The sequence below is a fragment of the Streptomyces sp. NPDC031064 genome (genome assembly GCF_055570965.1).
The window spans coordinates 952,048-968,553 of sequence record NZ_JBVIGF010000001.1; the positions used below are offsets into that span (position 1 = coordinate 952,048).

11 protein-coding genes are annotated in these 16,506 nt (G+C 71.8%); 4 read left to right on the forward strand and 7 right to left on the reverse strand.

Translation table 11 applies throughout. From position 1 onward, the window contains the following. The first annotated feature begins 199 nt into the window (after positions 1–199). Positions 200–1,822 (forward strand): malate synthase A, encoded by a 1,623-nt coding sequence (aceB, locus tag ACZ46W_RS04075; RefSeq protein WP_468330928.1) that lies wholly within the window; start codon positions 200–202, stop codon positions 1,820–1,822. 232 nt (positions 1,823–2,054) lie between these two features. Here the strand turns inward: aceB and ACZ46W_RS04080 are convergent, their stop codons facing one another. Then, the gene (locus ACZ46W_RS04080) at positions 2,055–4,016 is read right to left on the reverse strand and encodes a GmrSD restriction endonuclease domain-containing protein (protein ID WP_468330931.1); all 1,962 of its coding nucleotides are present in this window, start codon (positions 4,014–4,016) and stop codon (positions 2,055–2,057) included. A 274-nt stretch (positions 4,017–4,290) separates the two neighbouring features. Next, positions 4,291–5,223, reverse strand: coding sequence for a fibronectin type III domain-containing protein (locus tag ACZ46W_RS04085; protein ID WP_468330934.1), 933 nt, complete (start codon positions 5,221–5,223; stop codon positions 4,291–4,293). 185 nt (positions 5,224–5,408) lie between these two features. Here ACZ46W_RS04085 and ACZ46W_RS04090 point away from each other — a divergent pair, with 185 nt between their 5' ends. Further along, positions 5,409–6,770, forward strand: a complete 1,362-nt coding sequence (locus ACZ46W_RS04090) for a Fic family protein (protein WP_468330937.1) — start codon at positions 5,409–5,411, stop codon at positions 6,768–6,770. Positions 6,771–6,821: 51 nt separating this feature from the next. Here ACZ46W_RS04090 and ACZ46W_RS04095 read toward each other — a convergent pair whose 3' ends face one another. Both ACZ46W_RS04095 and ACZ46W_RS04100 read right to left on the reverse strand, forming a co-directional pair. Continuing rightward, entirely contained in the window at positions 6,822–8,381 is a 1,560-nt protein-coding gene (locus ACZ46W_RS04095; RefSeq protein ID WP_468330940.1) for an NnrS multi-domain protein, read from the reverse strand. A 100-nt stretch (positions 8,382–8,481) separates the two neighbouring features. Further along, positions 8,482–10,647: a hypothetical protein gene (locus ACZ46W_RS04100; protein WP_468330943.1), complete on the reverse strand. Its 2,166-nt coding sequence runs from the start codon at positions 10,645–10,647 to the stop codon at positions 8,482–8,484. A gap of 133 nt (positions 10,648–10,780) precedes the next feature. Here ACZ46W_RS04100 and ACZ46W_RS04105 point away from each other — a divergent pair, with 133 nt between their 5' ends. Then, positions 10,781–11,497: a hypothetical protein gene (locus tag ACZ46W_RS04105; RefSeq protein ID WP_468330946.1), complete on the forward strand. Its 717-nt coding sequence runs from the start codon at positions 10,781–10,783 to the stop codon at positions 11,495–11,497. 79 nt (positions 11,498–11,576) lie between these two features. After that, positions 11,577–12,158 carry a TIGR03086 family metal-binding protein gene (locus tag ACZ46W_RS04110; protein WP_468330949.1) on the forward strand — a complete coding sequence of 194 codons (582 nt, stop codon included), beginning with the start codon at positions 11,577–11,579 and terminating at the stop codon, positions 12,156–12,158. 102 nt (positions 12,159–12,260) lie between these two features. Here ACZ46W_RS04110 and ACZ46W_RS04115 read toward each other — a convergent pair whose 3' ends face one another. The 3 genes from ACZ46W_RS04115 to ACZ46W_RS04125 all read right to left on the reverse strand — a co-directional run bounded on the left by ACZ46W_RS04115 (position 12,261) and on the right by ACZ46W_RS04125 (position 16,470). Next, positions 12,261–13,052 carry a phytanoyl-CoA dioxygenase family protein gene (locus ACZ46W_RS04115; RefSeq protein WP_468330952.1) on the reverse strand — a complete coding sequence of 264 codons (792 nt, stop codon included), beginning with the start codon at positions 13,050–13,052 and terminating at the stop codon, positions 12,261–12,263. A gap of 281 nt (positions 13,053–13,333) precedes the next feature. Then, positions 13,334–14,809: a nucleobase:cation symporter-2 family protein gene (locus tag ACZ46W_RS04120; protein WP_468330955.1), complete on the reverse strand. Its 1,476-nt coding sequence runs from the start codon at positions 14,807–14,809 to the stop codon at positions 13,334–13,336. Between the two features lie 272 nt (positions 14,810–15,081). Next, the gene (locus ACZ46W_RS04125) at positions 15,082–16,470 is read right to left on the reverse strand and encodes an 8-oxoguanine deaminase (RefSeq protein WP_468330960.1); all 1,389 of its coding nucleotides are present in this window, start codon (positions 16,468–16,470) and stop codon (positions 15,082–15,084) included. Positions 16,471–16,506 lie beyond the last annotated feature (36 nt).

Here is a 16,506-nt window from a genome sequence, read left to right on the forward strand (position 1 = left end):
GACCCTGAGAATCTCGACATCAACAAACCATTGAACTTCCACCATGAGGAAACTAGTATCCACTGTTCAGAAGCACCCGTTCGTAAGAAGGCGCCCGTGACCGTATCTCGGCTCCGACGGCACTCAGTGCCGCGCGCGGATGCCCGGCGGCCGCTGCACGGCGCCGTGCCACAGTCCCCGCTGAAGGAAGTGACAGCTCATGTCCGCACCAGCGCCGTCCCCGCTGGCCATCGTCGAAGCCGAGCCCCTGCCCCGGCAGGACGAGGTCCTCACCGATGCGGCCCTGGCCTTCGTGGCCGAGCTGCACCGGCGCTTCACGCCGCGGCGTGACGAGCTCCTCGCCCGCCGCGCCGAGCGCCGCGCCGAGATCGCCCGCACCAGCACCCTCGACTTCCTCCCGGAGACCGCACAGCTCCGGGCGGACGAGAGCTGGAAGGTCGCGCCGGCCCCGGCCGCGCTGAACGACCGCCGCGTCGAGATCACCGGCCCGACCGACCGCAAGATGACCATCAACGCCCTGAACTCGGGCGCCAAGGTCTGGCTCGCAGACTTCGAAGACGCGTCCGCCCCCACCTGGGAGAACGTCGTCCTCGGCCAGCTCAACCTGATCGACGCCTACGAGCGGAAGATCGACTTCACCGACCCGCGCACGGGCAAGTCGTACGCCCTCAAGCCCGCCTCCGAGCTGGCGACGGTCGTCATGCGCCCGCGCGGCTGGCACCTGGAGGAGCGCCACCTGCGCTTCGACGGCCGCCCGGTCCCCGGCGCCCTGGTCGACTTCGGCCTGTACTTCTTCCACAACGCCCAGCGCCTCATCGACCTGGGCAAGGGCCCGTACTTCTACCTCCCGAAGACGGAGTCGCACCTGGAGGCCCGCCTCTGGAACGACATCTTCGTCTTCGCCCAGGACTACGTGGGCATCCCGCAGGGCACCGTCCGCGCGACCGTCCTGATCGAGACGATCACGGCGGCGTACGAGATGGAGGAGATCCTCTACGAGCTGCGCGACCACGCCTCCGGCCTGAACGCCGGCCGCTGGGACTACCTGTTCTCGATCGTCAAGAACTTCCGTGACGGCGGCCAGAAGTTCGTTCTGCCCGACCGCAACGCGGTGACCATGACCGCGCCGTTCATGCGCGCGTACACCGAACTCCTCGTCCGCACCTGCCACAAGCGCGGCGCGCACGCGATCGGCGGCATGGCGGCGTTCATCCCGTCCCGCAAGGACCCCGAGGTCAACAAGGTCGCCTTCGAGAAGGTCAAGGCCGACAAGGACCGCGAGGCGAACGACGGCTTCGACGGCTCCTGGGTCGCCCACCCCGACCTGGTCCCGATCGCCATGGCCTCCTTCGACGCCGTGCTGGGCGACAAGCCCAACCAGAAGGACCGCCTCCGCGAGGACGTCTCGGTGGCCCCTGGGGACCTGATCGCCATCGACTCGCTCGACGCGAGGCCGACGTACGAGGGCCTCCGCAACGCCGTCCAGGTCGGCATCCGCTACATCGAGGCCTGGCTGCGCGGCCTGGGCGCCGTCGCCATCTTCAACCTGATGGAGGACGCGGCCACCGCCGAGATCTCGCGCTCGCAGATCTGGCAGTGGATCAACGCGGGCGTCGTCTTCGAGAACGGCGAGCAGGCCACCCCGGAGCTGGCCCGCAAGGTCGCGGCCGAGGAACTGGCCGCGATCCGCGCGGAGATCGGCGAGGATGCCTTCGCGGCCGGCACGTGGCAGCAGGCCCACGACCTGCTCCTGAAGGTCTCGCTCGACGAGAACTACGCGGACTTCCTCACCCTCCCCGCGTACGAGCAGCTCGTCGGCTGACACCCCTCCCGTGACACTCCGCCCCCTGGCGCCGCACAGAGCCGGGGGGCGGAGTCGTGTCTTGCGGCATGCCCTCATGCCAGACCTGACGGGCTCCCGGATCGGCCGGGTGCCCTACGCCGTCGACCGGAAGCCGACGAGCGTCCAAGGGGTGGCCAGGATCGCACGACACATCGGTCGGCTCGCGACCTGCCACGGCTGAGAGGCCTCGTCATACGCTCGGCCGGGCCGCTCAATCACTGACGTAGTCGGAGCGGAGGCGGTCCACGTACGCCCGCAAGGCGTCCGGCGAATGGAAGACCTGATAGCCGCACGCTTCCAGGGCCGCCTGTTCGGTCTGGCTCGGGTCAACGGCGAGGACGACCGGAACGCCTACTTCCGCTTGTAGGCCATGGGGCCAGACGGCCGCCGCCACGGTGATCGCTTCACCAGTACGCGGGTCACTGACCTCGGTCTCCAGCTCGGGCGAAGCGAGACCGACGTCGCCCAGCGCCGTGATCAGTTCGGCCAGACCCGGCACATCGTCGGAAACCTGGTCGCGTGTGGCCGGCGCCCAGGTGACCTCGGCGTCGGCGTCGACCGATGTGGTGTGGCCTGCGGCCAGGGCCACCGGCGAGGGGCCGTCGTGAAGCGCCTGGGCGAAGTCGTTGGCGGCAGCCGCCAGGAGTTCCCGGCGGGCCGCGAGGAAGTCGCGGTAGTTCTCGAGCCGCCAGAGGTCACGGTCCATGGGGATCCACTGCGACGCGAGGGCACCCGGCATCCGGGCCTCGATCTCCTCCAGGTAGACGGCCGGAGGCTTGGCTCCGATCTTCAGGTTGGCGCCCTGGGTGAGGAAGCACAGATTGGCGACCGCGTTCACTTCCTTGCGGTTGTACTCCTGCTCGTACAACCGGGCCTTCGGGAAGATGTGGTGGACCTGGAGGGAGCTCAGCCTGCCCAGCATGTTGTCGCGCAGCGGCACGCCGCTGACGAAGTCCTGAGCTCCGTGTACCCGGGTGAGGAGATAGAGCAGCGGGTAGAAGCGCGATCCCACGCCGGAGACGTTGAAGGATTCGGGCTGTACGTGGAGCGGGCCGACGTTCTGGCGCAGCACCTCAATGAGCCGGTCCACGCCGCCCTGGTCGACGGCCTCCAGGTCCTGGTTCATGGCCGTCTCGGTGGCCCCCGCCGAGTGGCGACCGCGCAGGAAGCTGTGGATGTACCAGTAGAAGAGGCGGTCCCTGGTCATGGCGTCCGGGAACTCGCCGCCATGGTGGTGCAGCAGGCGGACCATGACGGGGAAGGCGCCGCGACCGCTCAGGACCCGCCCATGGTCGAGGCCGAGGCGGCCTCCCAGGGCGTTCAGGAGGTAGGAGACCGAGTCGATCGAGGCCAGGAGGCCTTCCTTGAACGAAGCCACCTCGACGTCGGCCAGCTTCGCGAAGAGTGCCTCGCCTGTGAGGATCGCGTTCACATTGCGCAGCAGCCAGTCGAGTTTGAAGTCGAAACCTGCCTGCGACCAGGTGTCGAGCGCATTCTTCATGGTGGTGCGGGCGTCCGGCCAGGAAGCGCAGATGGCCGCGAGCGCCAGGTCGCCCTTCGAGAGCTTGGTGCCACCGGAGTTCACGCGGTTGAAGATTTCGACGACGACGTCGATGGTCTTGTCGGCACCGGTGACTTCATCGATGTGCACGGCACGGTCTCTGATCTGGGTGATGCGGTTCAAGCGGCCGATGTAGGCGACCTGTCGGGTGGCGTCGCCATCGGCGAGCTGCGTGGCCGCGACGAGCTGGCTCTCGAGTCCCTGCTGGAACAGGGCGGTGACATCGATCCAGACGGGATTGCCCTTCATCTTCGCGGGCGCGTAGAACTCGAAAGCCTCACTGTCGAGATTGAAGTGCAGCCCGGTGAACGTCGCCGGGTTGCCCTCGAAGAATCGCGGTGGCTTGCCCCGCGTGACGCCGTAGAGCGTGGTGACGCGCTGCTGGCCGTCGAGAAGCAGTTGGATCGTGCCGTCCTTGCCGGTGCCGCCACCCCGCGTGTCGGCGGTCTCGGCCTTGGTACTCCAGGTCAGAAACCCGCCGATGGGATAACCCTTGTAGAGGGATTGGAAGAAGCCCCGGACCTGGTCACGAGTCCACACGTAACCCCGCTGGAACTCGGGGAGCGCGATGTCTCCCGAATCGACCTTGTCCAGGATCTGCGAAATCTGCACGTCTTCTGCCTTCCGGATCCCCGGCGGCTTCCCCCCACCAGGATCTGCATACGAGTTGGAGAATCTACCAGCGCGCGTGGGCGCCGATCCCGTATCTCATGGCCACCCGGCCGGACGACGGTTGGCGGGAAGTCCGGTGGAACTCTCAGGGCATGGCTGAGGGCCGGCCCGACGCGGCGGGGGCCGGTCCGGAGCGGATGCCATGCCGAACTCGTGCGGAGACTGCGCAGAAGTGGCTCAGGCCGACCCACAACTCTTCCGTGCCACCAGGTGTCTAGCTCACCACGACCGTGCGCTGCGCGGAGAAGTCGCCCCAGGTTCCGTCCGGGAGCCTGGCGCGGAGCTTGACGCTGTAGCGGGTGCCCGGCTTGTCGGTGACGGTGAAGGTGTAGCCGACCTCGCCCGGGGGCGGCTGGGCGCCCCAGACGATGGTGGTGGCGAGGGTGCCGTTGAGGAAGAGCTGGTGCTCCTTGACCGGGGCGCCGATGTCGGGCGGGGTCCAGGCGAGGACCACGCTGCCCTTGCGGGCCGTCGCCCTGAGGCCGGTGGGGGCCGTGCTGGGCCCGGAGCCGGGGTCGGGGGTGGTCGTGAGGTCGACCGGGGGGCTGTCGGGCGACGAGTTGTCCGCGGCGTCGCGGGCGCGGACGGTGAACGTGTAGACGGTGCCCGGCCGGAGGTTGGCCACGCGGGCGCTGGTCTCGGTGCCGGGGACGCTGTGGACGCGCGAGTCGGCCTGGTAGATGTCGTACGCGGTGACGCCGACGGCGTCGGTGGCGCGCCGCCAGGTGAGCGTGACCGCCCGGCCGCCCTCGACGGTGCCGCGCAGGTCCGACGGCCGGGTGGGCGGCGTGCCGTCGTCCGGCGTGGCCGGGGGCGTGGTGACCGGTACGGCGGCGCTGGAGGCGGACAGGTTCCCGGCGGCGTCGCGGGCGCGGACGGTGAAGCTGTAGGCGGTCGAGGGCGCGAGCGGTTCGATGTCGACCATGGTCCGTCCGCCCTCCACGGTCCGGACCTTCCGGCCCTTCTGGAACACCTCGTACCCGGCCACCGCCCGGTCGTCGGTGGACCGCTCCCACATGACGTGCACGGACGTGGCACTGCCCGCCTGCGCGGTCACCCCGGTGGGTACGGAGGGCGGCTCGGTGTCCTCGTCGCCGCCGGCGCAGCCGGTGACCACGAGGACGAGCGAGACAGCGGACACGAACATGGTGGGGGAACGTCGCACGCCCGGACCTCCGCGCCTGACGGGGATTGGTCCAGACCTGTATGGCACATTCGCGGGGCTGCTTCAAGGGGCCGGCGGCGGAGAGGAGTTGGTGCGCCGTCTGCGGGCAGGGAGCACGGGGGTAATTCGCTTGAAGGGACACCGGGTCCGCGTGGCAGGCTTGCGCGGTGATTTTCGAGCCGTCTCCGAGCTCGCTGACCTGGGACGAGGTGGACCCCGCCCGTCATCCCTTCGACAGCGCGTCAGTTGCGCACGAGGTGCGCTCGCTCGGGCCCGCCCGGTGTGTGCCCCACCGCCCCGGCCTCCTCAAGTCCGACCCGGCGATGATCGCCTGGAGCTGGGGCGAGGGCCGGCTCTGGGCCGACGCCATGTCGCACGCCCTCGTCCAGCGCTATGGCCGCTGGGTCGTCGGCTGGCGCTGGGCGCACGACGAAGGGGACTTCGGCGGCGGACCGGTCGGGAGCTGGTGTTGCTCGCGGGACTCGATCACCACCCCGGAGGAGACCCTCGACCGTGTCGTCGCGTCGCTGTGCGAGTGGCGCGGGTGGCTGGAGAGCCTCGCCGGGTGGTTCGAGGCGTACCCGCTGGACCTGGCCGACGTCGCGGACCAGCGGATCCTGTGGGAGTGCGCCGCCCGTAACCTGATCCTGCACGTGACCGACCGCACCGGCTGCGGCAGCGGCTGGCACGGGCACTGCCGGCAGGTGCTCACCTGGTTCCTCAGCCGCTGGGGGGTCGACCCCGAAGTCGCACGGGAGCTGATCGACGAGGCGATCGGCGGGCGGTTCCGGAGCTGGACCGGCCCCGACACGGTGCTCGTGGACGACGTCGCGGAGCGACTCTCGCGGTCGCTGCGCCCGGACGACGCCGCACGGCCCGCCGGCCCCGTGCCGGACCACCTGCGGAGCTGGCTCGCGGTGCGCGAGGCCGTGCCGTGGCAGGAGGGGCCGGACGGCGACGCGGAGGGACCGGTGACCCCGTCCCGCGACGGCGCGGCGGAGGACATACGCGCCTTCGACGGCGCCCTGGACCCCGCCCGCGCGGAGGGCATGCTCGCCGCCCTGGAACTGGCGCGGGCCGACGCGGCGCGCGGCGCCCCGCTCAGCTTCGAACTGCTCAGCCGCTGGCAGCAGCACGTCCTGGACACCCCGCACCCGCCGCCGTTCCGCACCCTGCCCGCCTTCGCCAAGGGCGGCCGGGAACGCTACGGCATCGGCCCGGACACCCGCGACCGCCTCGACGCCTGCCTGGCCGAGAGCGCGAAGGGCGGCGCGCCGCCCCTCCCCCTCGCCGCCCGCGCCGCACGCGCCTGTCTCGACGTCTGCTTCTTCCACCCTTTCGACGACGGCAACGGCCGCTCCGCCTTCCTCGCCCTCGTCTTCGTCCTCGCCCGTGAGGGTGTCACGCTCGACGCGGTCGAACTGCTCCGACGCGTCACCTTCCGGGCCGACGCCCCCCGCGAAGCCCTGGTCCTCGCCCGCTGGATCGACAGCCACATCAAGGAAACCCGGCGCAGAGCCGCCGCCTGACCCGGCTCCGGGGGCGAGCCGTGGCACGGGGGCTGTGGCGTTGTCGTCGGTTCAGGCGGCTTGCCGGCAGTCCACGTCCGGTGACCCGGCGGGTATGAGCCGCACCTTGTCCGCGGGAATCTTCATCGGACCCGCCTTGCCGGTCCCGGAGTCGTTCCACAGAACCGCGTTCCCTCCGGCGACGGAAATGAGCAGGTACGGATGACGTTCTGCCGGGTCCAGGCTGCCGCCCTCGCTCGGCAGCTCGGCCACCGGAACGGCAGGTTCGACGCAGGTCCACTCGGGGCGCACTCCGAAGTAACCGGGCGGTGCGCCACGTTCGCGCGCCGCGGCCATGGTGGCATCGGCCGCCCGGTCGCCGGAATCGACCGCCAGGCCTCCCACACCGGTGAGGACGAGAATGAAGAGAAGGACGTAAAGGATGACGTTACTGCCGTCCCTCGGGCGGATGCGGTGAAAGTGCTTGAGGACGCCCCATGCGGCCGGGGCGAGCAGGACGAGCGTCAGGAAGCTCAACAGCTTGATCGCGGAGGCCGCCTGCCACAGGCCGGAAACGTCGAGGTCGTCGGGGGTCAAGGAGAGTGCGTCGGCGTAGAGGGCGTGCAGCACCGAACCCGATGCCACCACGCCGGAGATGACCAACGACGCGACCAGCGGAACCCCCCAGGTGAGCCATTCGCCCCACGTCCACTGCCGAACGAGGAGATAGCAGCCGGTCACGGTGAAACCGGTCGCCAGCATGACCAGGCCTTGGGCCGAGGTGACCCAGGGACCGGAGCGAGGGCCTGCCGCGACCGCGAAGAGGAACCCCGCGGCAACCAGACAGGCGATGCGCGTCTGTCCCTGACGGTGCACGGAGATCCGGCCGGACACACGCAGAGCGGCGGCCAGGAAGACAATAGCCAGAATCGACCAGAGGACGGTGGCACCGCCACGTGCGGCACGTGCCACGAACACGGCGAACAGCATCAGGCCGAGCCAGGAGAACGTGCGTAACAGACCGCGCTCGACCTGTTCCTCGCGATCGAAGAGTCCGTCCCCGCGCCAACGACCGTCCTTCGTCCGGACATCGACGTGGTGTCGGTCCGGCGAGCCCGGTTCCAGCCCCATCCTGGCGAGCCGACGGGTTTCGGACGGCGTTCCCGAAGCGAACTCACCGGTGTCGTACCGACCGCTGTTCTCCTGGACGCGCAGGCGCCTCCGCCGGCTGCGAAAGGCAGCCACATCCTCGCGTGACCGAGGGGCGGCAGGCAGAACGGGCCGGTGGCGGGTCGTGATCACCCGCCAGTGCGGCAACTGCTCACGATCAGGGTTCACCAACTCGGTCCGGCGCACGTACATTTCCAGCTTGGCGGCCCTCGCCAACGCCTCGACGCGCCAGGCGGCCGCCTGTCCGGTACGCGCGTTCCTCGCTCCGAAGAGCCGCACCTCCACGAGGAACACGCTGCTGTCGGCCCTCGCCCTCAGCACACCGGCGGTGGGGCCCTCGCCGCAGGGCCACCGCCCCAGTACCGGCCATGCCCGTTGCCCGAAGCACTCCGCGGCTTCGTCCTGATCCCTTGACGGGCCGCGCACTTCCACCAGAGCCAGCACCCGCTGGTCGTACCTCACACGCTGCACTGTCTCCCCCGCCGCTGCGCGGTGATCTCATACGCCGCGACGAGATTACTGGCAGCGGTCAGCCTGATGTACGCATCAGGCTGAGGCAGCGTCAGCGGCGGGGCTTCCTCCCGGTCGCCCGGGCGGTTGCCCTCGCGGTGCGGGAGGCCAGGGCCACCAGCTTGGGGTCAGGGTGGTGGGCGGCGAGTGACTCCAGGACCCTGTGGGCGGTGTGGCGGTCGGCCTCGATGAGGGCTTGTACGAGGGCGGGGGCGCCGCCGGGCCACTGGGAGGCGGCGGTGTCGAAGGCGTCGGGCAGCGCCCAGGGGAGGGTGGTGGGGGCCGGCTCCTCGGGGGCGGGCCGAGTCGTGGCGTCCACATAGGTGCGCAGGTCCTGGACGCAGTGGTCGTTGAGCGTTTCGAGGGTCAGTACCGCCCGGGCGCCGGGCGGGACGCGGTCGGCGTCGTCGGGGGTGGCCTCGCCCCGGCCGGTCAGGAGGCGGTGGGCGTGGGCGCCGGTGACCGGGTGGGTGAGCGCGGCGCGCAGGGCCTCGGCGGGGGCGGCGGCGAGGTCGAAGCGGGCGAAGAGGGCGGCCGTGTCGACGCCGTGGAAGTCGGCGCTCTTGGCCGCCTCCACGGCGTCGAGCAGCTCGCTCCAGGCGGTGACGCCCCGGCCCCCCGTCCACCGCGTCAGGGTGTCGACGGCCGTCTGCGCGGGCCAGTCCTGTACGGCGGTGACGACCTCGGCGGCCTCCCACTCGGAGATCTCCTCGTGGTCGGGTGCCGCCACGTGACCGGCGGTCAGGAGGTGGCGCAGCACGGCGCAGCCGAGCGGGGTGAGGCCGTACGCGTCGCCCGCGCGGAAGACGCAGCCCGTCTCGGCGAGCTGGTCCACGACGTCCGCCAGGGCCCGCGCGTGGGCGTCCAGTCCGGCCCGGTCCTCCTCACTCACGGACGGGATGCCCAGCAGGGCGGGGAGCCGGTCCCCCGGCGGCATCTCGTACGGCCGCCCCTGCTCGTGCTCGGGGACCGGTACGGGGGCGTCCTCCAGCGCCGGGTCGACCGGCAGGTCGCCCGTCTCGGCCGCCTTCCGTACGACGGAGTCGGCGGTGCCGCCCCGCTCGTACAGCGCGTACAGCAGGTGTGAGGCGTCGGGCGCGTACTCCGAGTCGGAGGTGGAGCCGATGGAGTCGACGACGGCCGCCAGGATGTCGGCGGCGAGCTCGGTCAGTTCCTCCGGGGTGCCGTCGGTCCAGACGGTGGCGGCGGAGCCGGTGAAGCAGCGTTCGGCGAGTTCGGGCGGGACGTCGTCGGAGCACGCCGCGAGGGCGGCGGGAAGCGGGGCCGCGTGCAGCAGCCCGCTGATCTCGTCGCGGGCGGGCAGCGCGGGCGGCGGCGGGACGGGGCGTGCGGTGTCGCCGTAGTAGTCGAGGTGTTCGCCGAGGAGCCGGTCGGCGAGGGCGAAGTGGGGGATGGCCTCGGGGCTGGGCGCGAGGGCGGCGTGCGGGCCGTCCGGTTCGGCGAGCGCGTCGCTGAGGCCCGCCGCCGTCCAGCGGTCGCTCAGCGTGGCCGCGATCCGCTCCAGCTCGGCGGGGAGCGCCTCGTCCGGGCGGTCGGCGTCCAGGGGCGGGCCGGGCAGCAGCGGGCCCGCCGGGGAGGCCTCCTCGACGTCGCGGGCGAAGGCGGCCAGCAGCATCTCGCCGAGCTGGGCGCGGACCGCGAAGGTGCGGGCGGCGACGTCGGAGCGGTGCAGGGGCGCGGGAAGGGCGGTGCGCTCGGCGCGCGGTGTGTTCTCGTGGGCGGTGAGCCAGGCCCGTACGGCATCGGGGTCGTCGGCGTCGACGCCGTCGGCGCGCAGCAGGGAGGCGTACCAGCGCGGCCAGGTCAGGTTCCACGGGTCGGCCATGGCCCGGCGGAACTCCGGCAGTGCCTCGTCGATCGCGGCGAGCAGCCGGGCGTGGCGCTTGGCGTTCAGCCGGCCGGAGGCCCGGACGTGGTCGGCGAGCGCGGTGAGGACGTCGGGCACGGCCTCGATCTCCGGCGGGGTGCCCCACAGCAGCACGGGCAGGTCCTCGTGGAGCACGGGGCTCAGCAGCCGGGCGGCCGGCTCGGGGACACCGGCCCGGCGGTCGGCCCCGCGCAGGGCGAGCATGGTCAGGACGGCGTCCGCGGTACGCACGGGGAGGGGGGCTTCCCCGCGGGCCTCGCGTTCCTTGTCCGCCCGGGCGAGGAAGTCGTCGAGTCCGGTGTTCAGAGCGGGTGTACGGATCACGGTCACTCGGGGAGCGTATGGGCCGCGCCCGGCTCGGCGCCGCTCGCGCACGGGTGGGTAGCCCAATCAGGGGACGCCGTTGTCAGTGGTGTGCGCTTCACTGGATTCATCACTCTCCGTGACGAGGGGTGGGGGATTCATGACGGAGCGTTTGACGTTTCTGACGCTGGGCGGGCTGCGGCGGCGCGGGTGGACGGACGCGATGGTGCGGGACCTGCTCGGTGAGCCTGACGTGCAGGGGCGGGACCCGAGGCGGTGGTCGGTCGCGCCGGTGCGGCTGTATCTGCTGGCGCGGGTGGAGGCGGTGGAGCGGACGCCGGAGTTCGCGGCGTGTTCGGCCGCGGCGGGGCGGAGTGCGGCGGCGGCGCGGGCGGCGGCGGAGCGCCGTCGGCAGGCGGTGCTCGCGGCCATCCGGGCGGAGCCGATCCGGGTGCCGTTGCTGCCGCAGCCGGAGCTGGAACGACGCGCGGTACGGCACCGGCGCCTCCTGGCCCACGAACCGAACGCGCCGGGAACGACGGGAGCGGGGGCAGCGGGGCAGGGGCCGGGGCGGAGGACAGGGCCGGCGGGAAACGGGCCTGGGCGCACGACAGGGCCGGCGGGGAACGGGCCGACGGGGAACGGGCCGGCGGGGCACGGGTCTGGGCGAGAACCGGCACCGGCACCGGGGGCGTTGGTGCGGTGGCAGGTGGACTATCTGCGCCATGTGCTGCGCCGGTACGACGCGCTGCTGGACGGGCTGTACGGGGCGACCGGCCGGGCGGAGGCCGAGCGGCTGCTGCGGGAGCGGGTGTACGGGGCGATCGCGCGGGCGTACCCGCGGCTGGCGGCCGAGTGCGCGCGGCGGACGCGGTGAGGGCGGACGATGAGTTTCCGGGCCGGCGGAGGTCTGCCATGGCATGGACGCACACACGGACGTACCCACGGAGACAGTCATGCTCGATCTCGGACCCGCGACCCGCCGGGTGGCGCAACTGGTGGACGGCGTCACCGACGACCGGCTCGACGGCCCGACGCCCTGCCCCGACTACGCCGTACGGGAGCTGCTCGCCCATCTTGCGGGGCTCGCGGTCGCCTTCCGGGACGCCGGGAGGAAGGCCTTCGGGCCCACCACGGACACCGACCCGCAGTCCGGCCTCCCGGTGCTGGACGACGACTGGCGCACCGCGCTCCCCCGCCGGCTTGACGAGCTCGCCGCCGCGTGGCGGGCACCGGAGGCGTGGGAGGGCACCACCCGGGCGGGCGGTGTCACCCTGCCGGGCGAGGTGGCGGGGCTGGTCGCGCTGAACGAGGTGCTGATCCACGGGTGGGACCTGGCGCGGGCGACCGGCCAGGAGTACGCACCGGACGAGGCGTCCCTGGAGGCGTCGTACGCCCTGCTGGCCCCCACCGCCGACGACCCGGACCAGCGGGGACCGTTCGGCCCGCCCGTGCCGGTGCCGGCCGACGCGCCCCTGCTCGACCGCGTGATCGGCCTCAGCGGCCGCCGCCCCGACTGGCGGCCGGGAGCCCGGTGATGTCCGGGTGACCAGCGCCCCGGGGGGTGTGCGGTGCTCCCCGGCCGCGGCTCCCCGGTCGTGGCCGCCCCGCAGAGACCGCCCGCTGAGGCCGACGGCCCCTCAGCGAGGGCTGGTGGCCGCGGTGTCCAGCCCCAGGCCCCGGCGGATCGCGATCTCCACGGGCGAGTACGCGCCGTCGGCCCGCTCCAGTTCGTACGGCGCGGCCGGCATCAGCGGCGGCTGGGCCATGAAGCGCGGGCGCGCGCCATGGTGCGGTTGCGCCGCGTGCACCAGGAACGGATGGCACAGGTAGACGTCACCCGGGGACCCGGTGGCGAGGGCGAGCGGGCGGTGGTCGGACGCCGCGACCAGATCGGGCGCGAGGGCCGGCCCGCTCGCCCCGTCCTCCCCGTACTTCTCCAGCACCTTCGGCACATCGAGGTGGGAGCCGACCCGGATCCGGGTCGGGGCGTCCTCCTCACCGACCTCGCTGAACAGGAACAGCATGAGCAACGCCCGGCCCCGGGAGCGCAGGTTGGTGAAGTACCAGTTCTCGCCCTCCGGCAGGTAGCTGCCCTCGATGTGCCAGCCCGCGTCCTCCGGCTCCTCCTCGTGCGGGAAGCGCAGCGGGAACGTGCCCAGCGAGTAGCGCGGCTCCCAGCGTCCCGCGCCGACGAGCAGGTCGTACGCGCGGTGCAGCGTCGGGGAGTTGGGTGCGGCGGCGAACGGTCCCTGCGCCATGCCGGGCACCCAGCGCACGGGCTGCGTCCAGGTCGCCGGATCGTCCGGGTCGCAGCCCGTCTCCCGCCACAGCAGCCGTGCGCAGTCGGCGGCCACGCGCGGCGCGACGGCGCCCTCCAGCTTCACGAAGCCGTCGCGGAGGAAGCGGGATACCAAAGTCGTGTCGTCCATGCCCCCATCGTGCGGCGGCACCGGTCCCGGTCACCCGACATTCTCCGCACCGCTTTTGTCGGGTCACGGGGGCGTGAGCGCGGGGGGGGGGGGGGGGGGGGGGGGGGGGGGGGGGGGGGGGGGGGGCGAGAGGGGGGGGGGGGGGGGGGCCGGGGGGGGGGGGGGGGGGGGGGGGGGTTGTTCCCCCCCCCCCTTTCTTTCTTCTGCGTAAGACCCCACACCCCCCCCCCCCCCCCCCCCCCCCCCCCCCCCCCCCCCCCCCCCCCGCCGGACCCGGTTCGTCAGTGCACCGGGGCCGTCTTCGTGGCGCGGGTTTCGGAGATCTCCTCGCCCGGTTCCATGGGGGCGGTGACCTCGTCGGCGTCGCGGCCGCCGTTGCCCAGGTGGTTGAAGACCAGGTTCAGCAGGACGGCGGCGACGCAGCCGGTGGAGATGCCGGAGTCCAGGATGATCTTCGCGGTCTCCGGGAAGGCGTGGTAGAACTCCGGCGCCGTGATCGGGATGATGCCCACGGCCAGCGAGACGGCCACGATCAGGACGTTGTTGTCCTTCTCCAGGCCGGCCTTGACCAGGGTCTGGATGCCGCTGGCGGCGACCGAGCCGAAGAGGACGACGCCCGCGCCGCCCAGCACCGGACGCGGTACGACCGAGATCAGGGAGGCGGCCACCGGAGAGAGGCCCATCAGGACGAGGAAGCCGCCGCCCGCCGCGACCACGAACCGGCTGCGGATCTTGGTCATGGCGACGAGCCCGATGTTCTGGGCGAAGGCGCTGCACATGAAGCCGTTGAAGAGGGGGCTGATCGCCGAGCCGAGGGTGTCGGCGCGGAGGCCCGCCGCGATGGTCTTCTCGTCGGCCGGCCGCTCGACGATCTCACCGAGCGCCAGCATGTCGGCGGTCGACTCGGTCATCGACACGAGCATCACCACGCACATGGAGATGATCGCGGCGAGGGCGAACTGCGGAGCGCCGAAGTGGAACGGCGTCGGGAAGCCGACGATGTCCGCCTCGGTGACCGGGCTGAAGTCGGTGACGCCGAAGGGTATGGCGATGAGCGTGCCCAGCACCAGGCCGATCAGTACGGCGATCTGCTTGACGAAGCCTCGGGTGAACCGCCGCAGTACCAGGACCAGGACGAGCGTGATCGCCGCGAGGGTCAGATATGTGGTCGATCCGTAGTCCTTGGCCGCCGGATTGGGGCCCTGGGCCCAGCCGAAGGCGACCGGCAGCAGGGAGACACCGATCAGGGTGATGACGGTGCCGGTGACGACCGGCGGGAAGAACCGGACCAGCTTGCTGAAGTACGGGGCGGCGATGAAGCCCAGCAGGCCGGCGACGATGATCGCGCCGAAGATGACCGGCAGGGCGTCGGACTTGTCGTCGGTGGTGTCGACGATGGCGAGCATCGGGGCGACGCCGGCGAAGGTGACGCCGTTGACGAACGGCAGCCTGGCGCCGATCTTCCAGATGCCGAGGGTCTGGAGGAAGGTGGCGAGGCCCGCGGTGAACAGGCTGGCCCCGGTGAGGAAGGTGAGCTCGGTGCCGGACAGCCCTACGGCGGCTCCCACGATCAGCGGCGGGGCCACCACGCCCGCGTACATGGCGGCCACGTGCTGGAGGCCGCTGGTGAACATCTTCAGGGGTGGGAGCGTCTCGTCGACCGGATGCTTTCGGTCGTCGGGCGCGGCTCCTGCGTCGGCGACGTCGGTGGCGTCGGTGGCGTCTTCGTCGTTGCGAAACCTGGGCTTGGCGGCCACGTGGGTTCCTCCGGTCGGTTACACGTGCTCGGGGACGTGGGTTTCAGGGAGGTGTTGCAGGTGTTGCGCCCAAACGCGTGTCGCTGTGGGGGGCCGGACACGCTTCACCGTTCCGGGGGGTGCGCACCTCATTGCGGTACGGCACCCCCCGGTCCGGCTGCCGTGGACCCCGCTCGGGTCCACGGCGACCGGTCGAGGGCCGTCCCCCTCGACCGGACTTCGTGGATCGCCCACCCGTGTCAGGCGCGGGCGGCGATGTGTGCCCTAGGGGGTCAGCCCTGGGCGGCGATACGGGCGAGGCGCTGGGCCTCGTCCCGGGTGGAGCGTGCGATGGCGTCCTCGTCGACGGTCAGCAGACGGTTGTTCTCGACGATCTGCTTGCCGTTGACGAACGACGCGGTGACCGGGGCCGCCGCGCCGAAGACGAGGGCGGTCACCGGGTCGGCGATGGAGGCGTGCGCGAGGGTGTCCAGCTTCCACAGCACCAGGTCGGCGAGCTTGCCCTCCTCCAGGGAGCCGATCTGCGAGGCGCGGCCGAGGACCTGGGCGCCACCGTACGTCCCCAGGCGCAGGGCCTGGCGGGCGTTGAGGGCGGCCTCGCGGTGCACCGGGTTGAGGCGGTTGATCAGCAGCGCGTTGCGCAGCTCGGTGTGGAGCTCGCCGGACTCGTTGGAGGCGGTGCCGTCGACGCCGAGGCCGACCGGGACGCCGGCCTTGAGCATGTCCGGTACGCGGGCGATGCCGGCGGCGAGGCGGGCGTTGGACGAGGGGCAGTGCGCGACACCGGTCTTGGTCCGGGCGAAGGCGGCGATGTCGGAGTCGTTCATGTGGACGCAGTGCGCCATCCACACGTCCTCGCCGAGCCAGCCGGTGGACTCGAAGTAGTCGGTGGGGCCCATGCCGAACAGTTCCTTGCAGAACTGCTCCTCCTCCACGGTCTCCGAGCCGTGGGTGTGCAGGCGCACGCCGAGGCGGCGGGCCAGCTCGGCACCCTGCTTGAGCAGCTCGGTGGAGACGGAGAACGGCGAGCAGGGCGCGACGGCGACCTGGGTCATGGCGTCGAAGGAGGCGTCGTGGTGCTTCTTGACGGTCTCCTCGGTGGCGGCGAGGGCGCCTTCGAGGGTCTCGACGGCGAAGTCCGGCGGCAGGCCGCCGTCCTTCTCGCTGCGGTCCATGGAGCCACGGGCCAGGGTGAAGCGGACGCCCATCTCGGAGGCGGCCTTGATGATGGCGCCGGACAGGTCGCCGGAGCCCTTCGGGTACACGTAGTGGTGGTCCATGGCGGTGGTGACGCCGCCGCGGGCCATCATGGCCAGCGAACCCTGGGCCGCCGAGTAGCCCATCTGATCGTCGATGCGGGCCCACGTCGGGTAGAGGGCGACGAGCCAGTTGAAGAGGTTGTGGTCGGTGGCCAGGCCACGGGTGATCCACTGGTAGAAGTGGTGGTGCGTGTTGATCAGGCCGGGGGTGACGAGGTGGCCGGTGGCGTCGATGCGCCGTACCACGTTCTCCAGGCCCTCGGGGGCCTTCCCTGCTCCGATCGACTCGATCCTGTTGTCCGCGATGACGAGGTGACCCGAGGCGTACTCGGTGTCGTTGGCGTCGACGGTCGCGATCGCGCAGTTCTCGATCACGATGCGCTGGGCTGCCGAAGGTGCCATGGTGCTTCCTTCTTGTTCTTGTGGCGGTGTGGGCAC

Bases quoted from the DNA above. Each gene is read 5' to 3' on its own strand.
- aceB (WP_468330928.1), top strand. From the start codon at position 200: ATGTCCGCACCAGCGCCGTCCCCGCTGGCCATCGTCGAAGCCGAGCCC.
- ACZ46W_RS04085 (WP_468330934.1), bottom strand. From the start codon at position 5,223: ATGTTCGTGTCCGCTGTCTCGCTCGTCCTCGTGGTCACCGGCTGCGCC.
- ACZ46W_RS04105 (WP_468330946.1), top strand. From the start codon at position 10,781: ATGACGGAGCGTTTGACGTTTCTGACGCTGGGCGGGCTGCGGCGGCGC.
- ACZ46W_RS04110 (WP_468330949.1), top strand. From the start codon at position 11,577: ATGCTCGATCTCGGACCCGCGACCCGCCGGGTGGCGCAACTGGTGGAC.
- ACZ46W_RS04115 (WP_468330952.1), bottom strand. From the start codon at position 13,052: ATGGACGACACGACTTTGGTATCCCGCTTCCTCCGCGACGGCTTCGTG.
- ACZ46W_RS04125 (WP_468330960.1), bottom strand. From the start codon at position 16,470: ATGGCACCTTCGGCAGCCCAGCGCATCGTGATCGAGAACTGCGCGATC.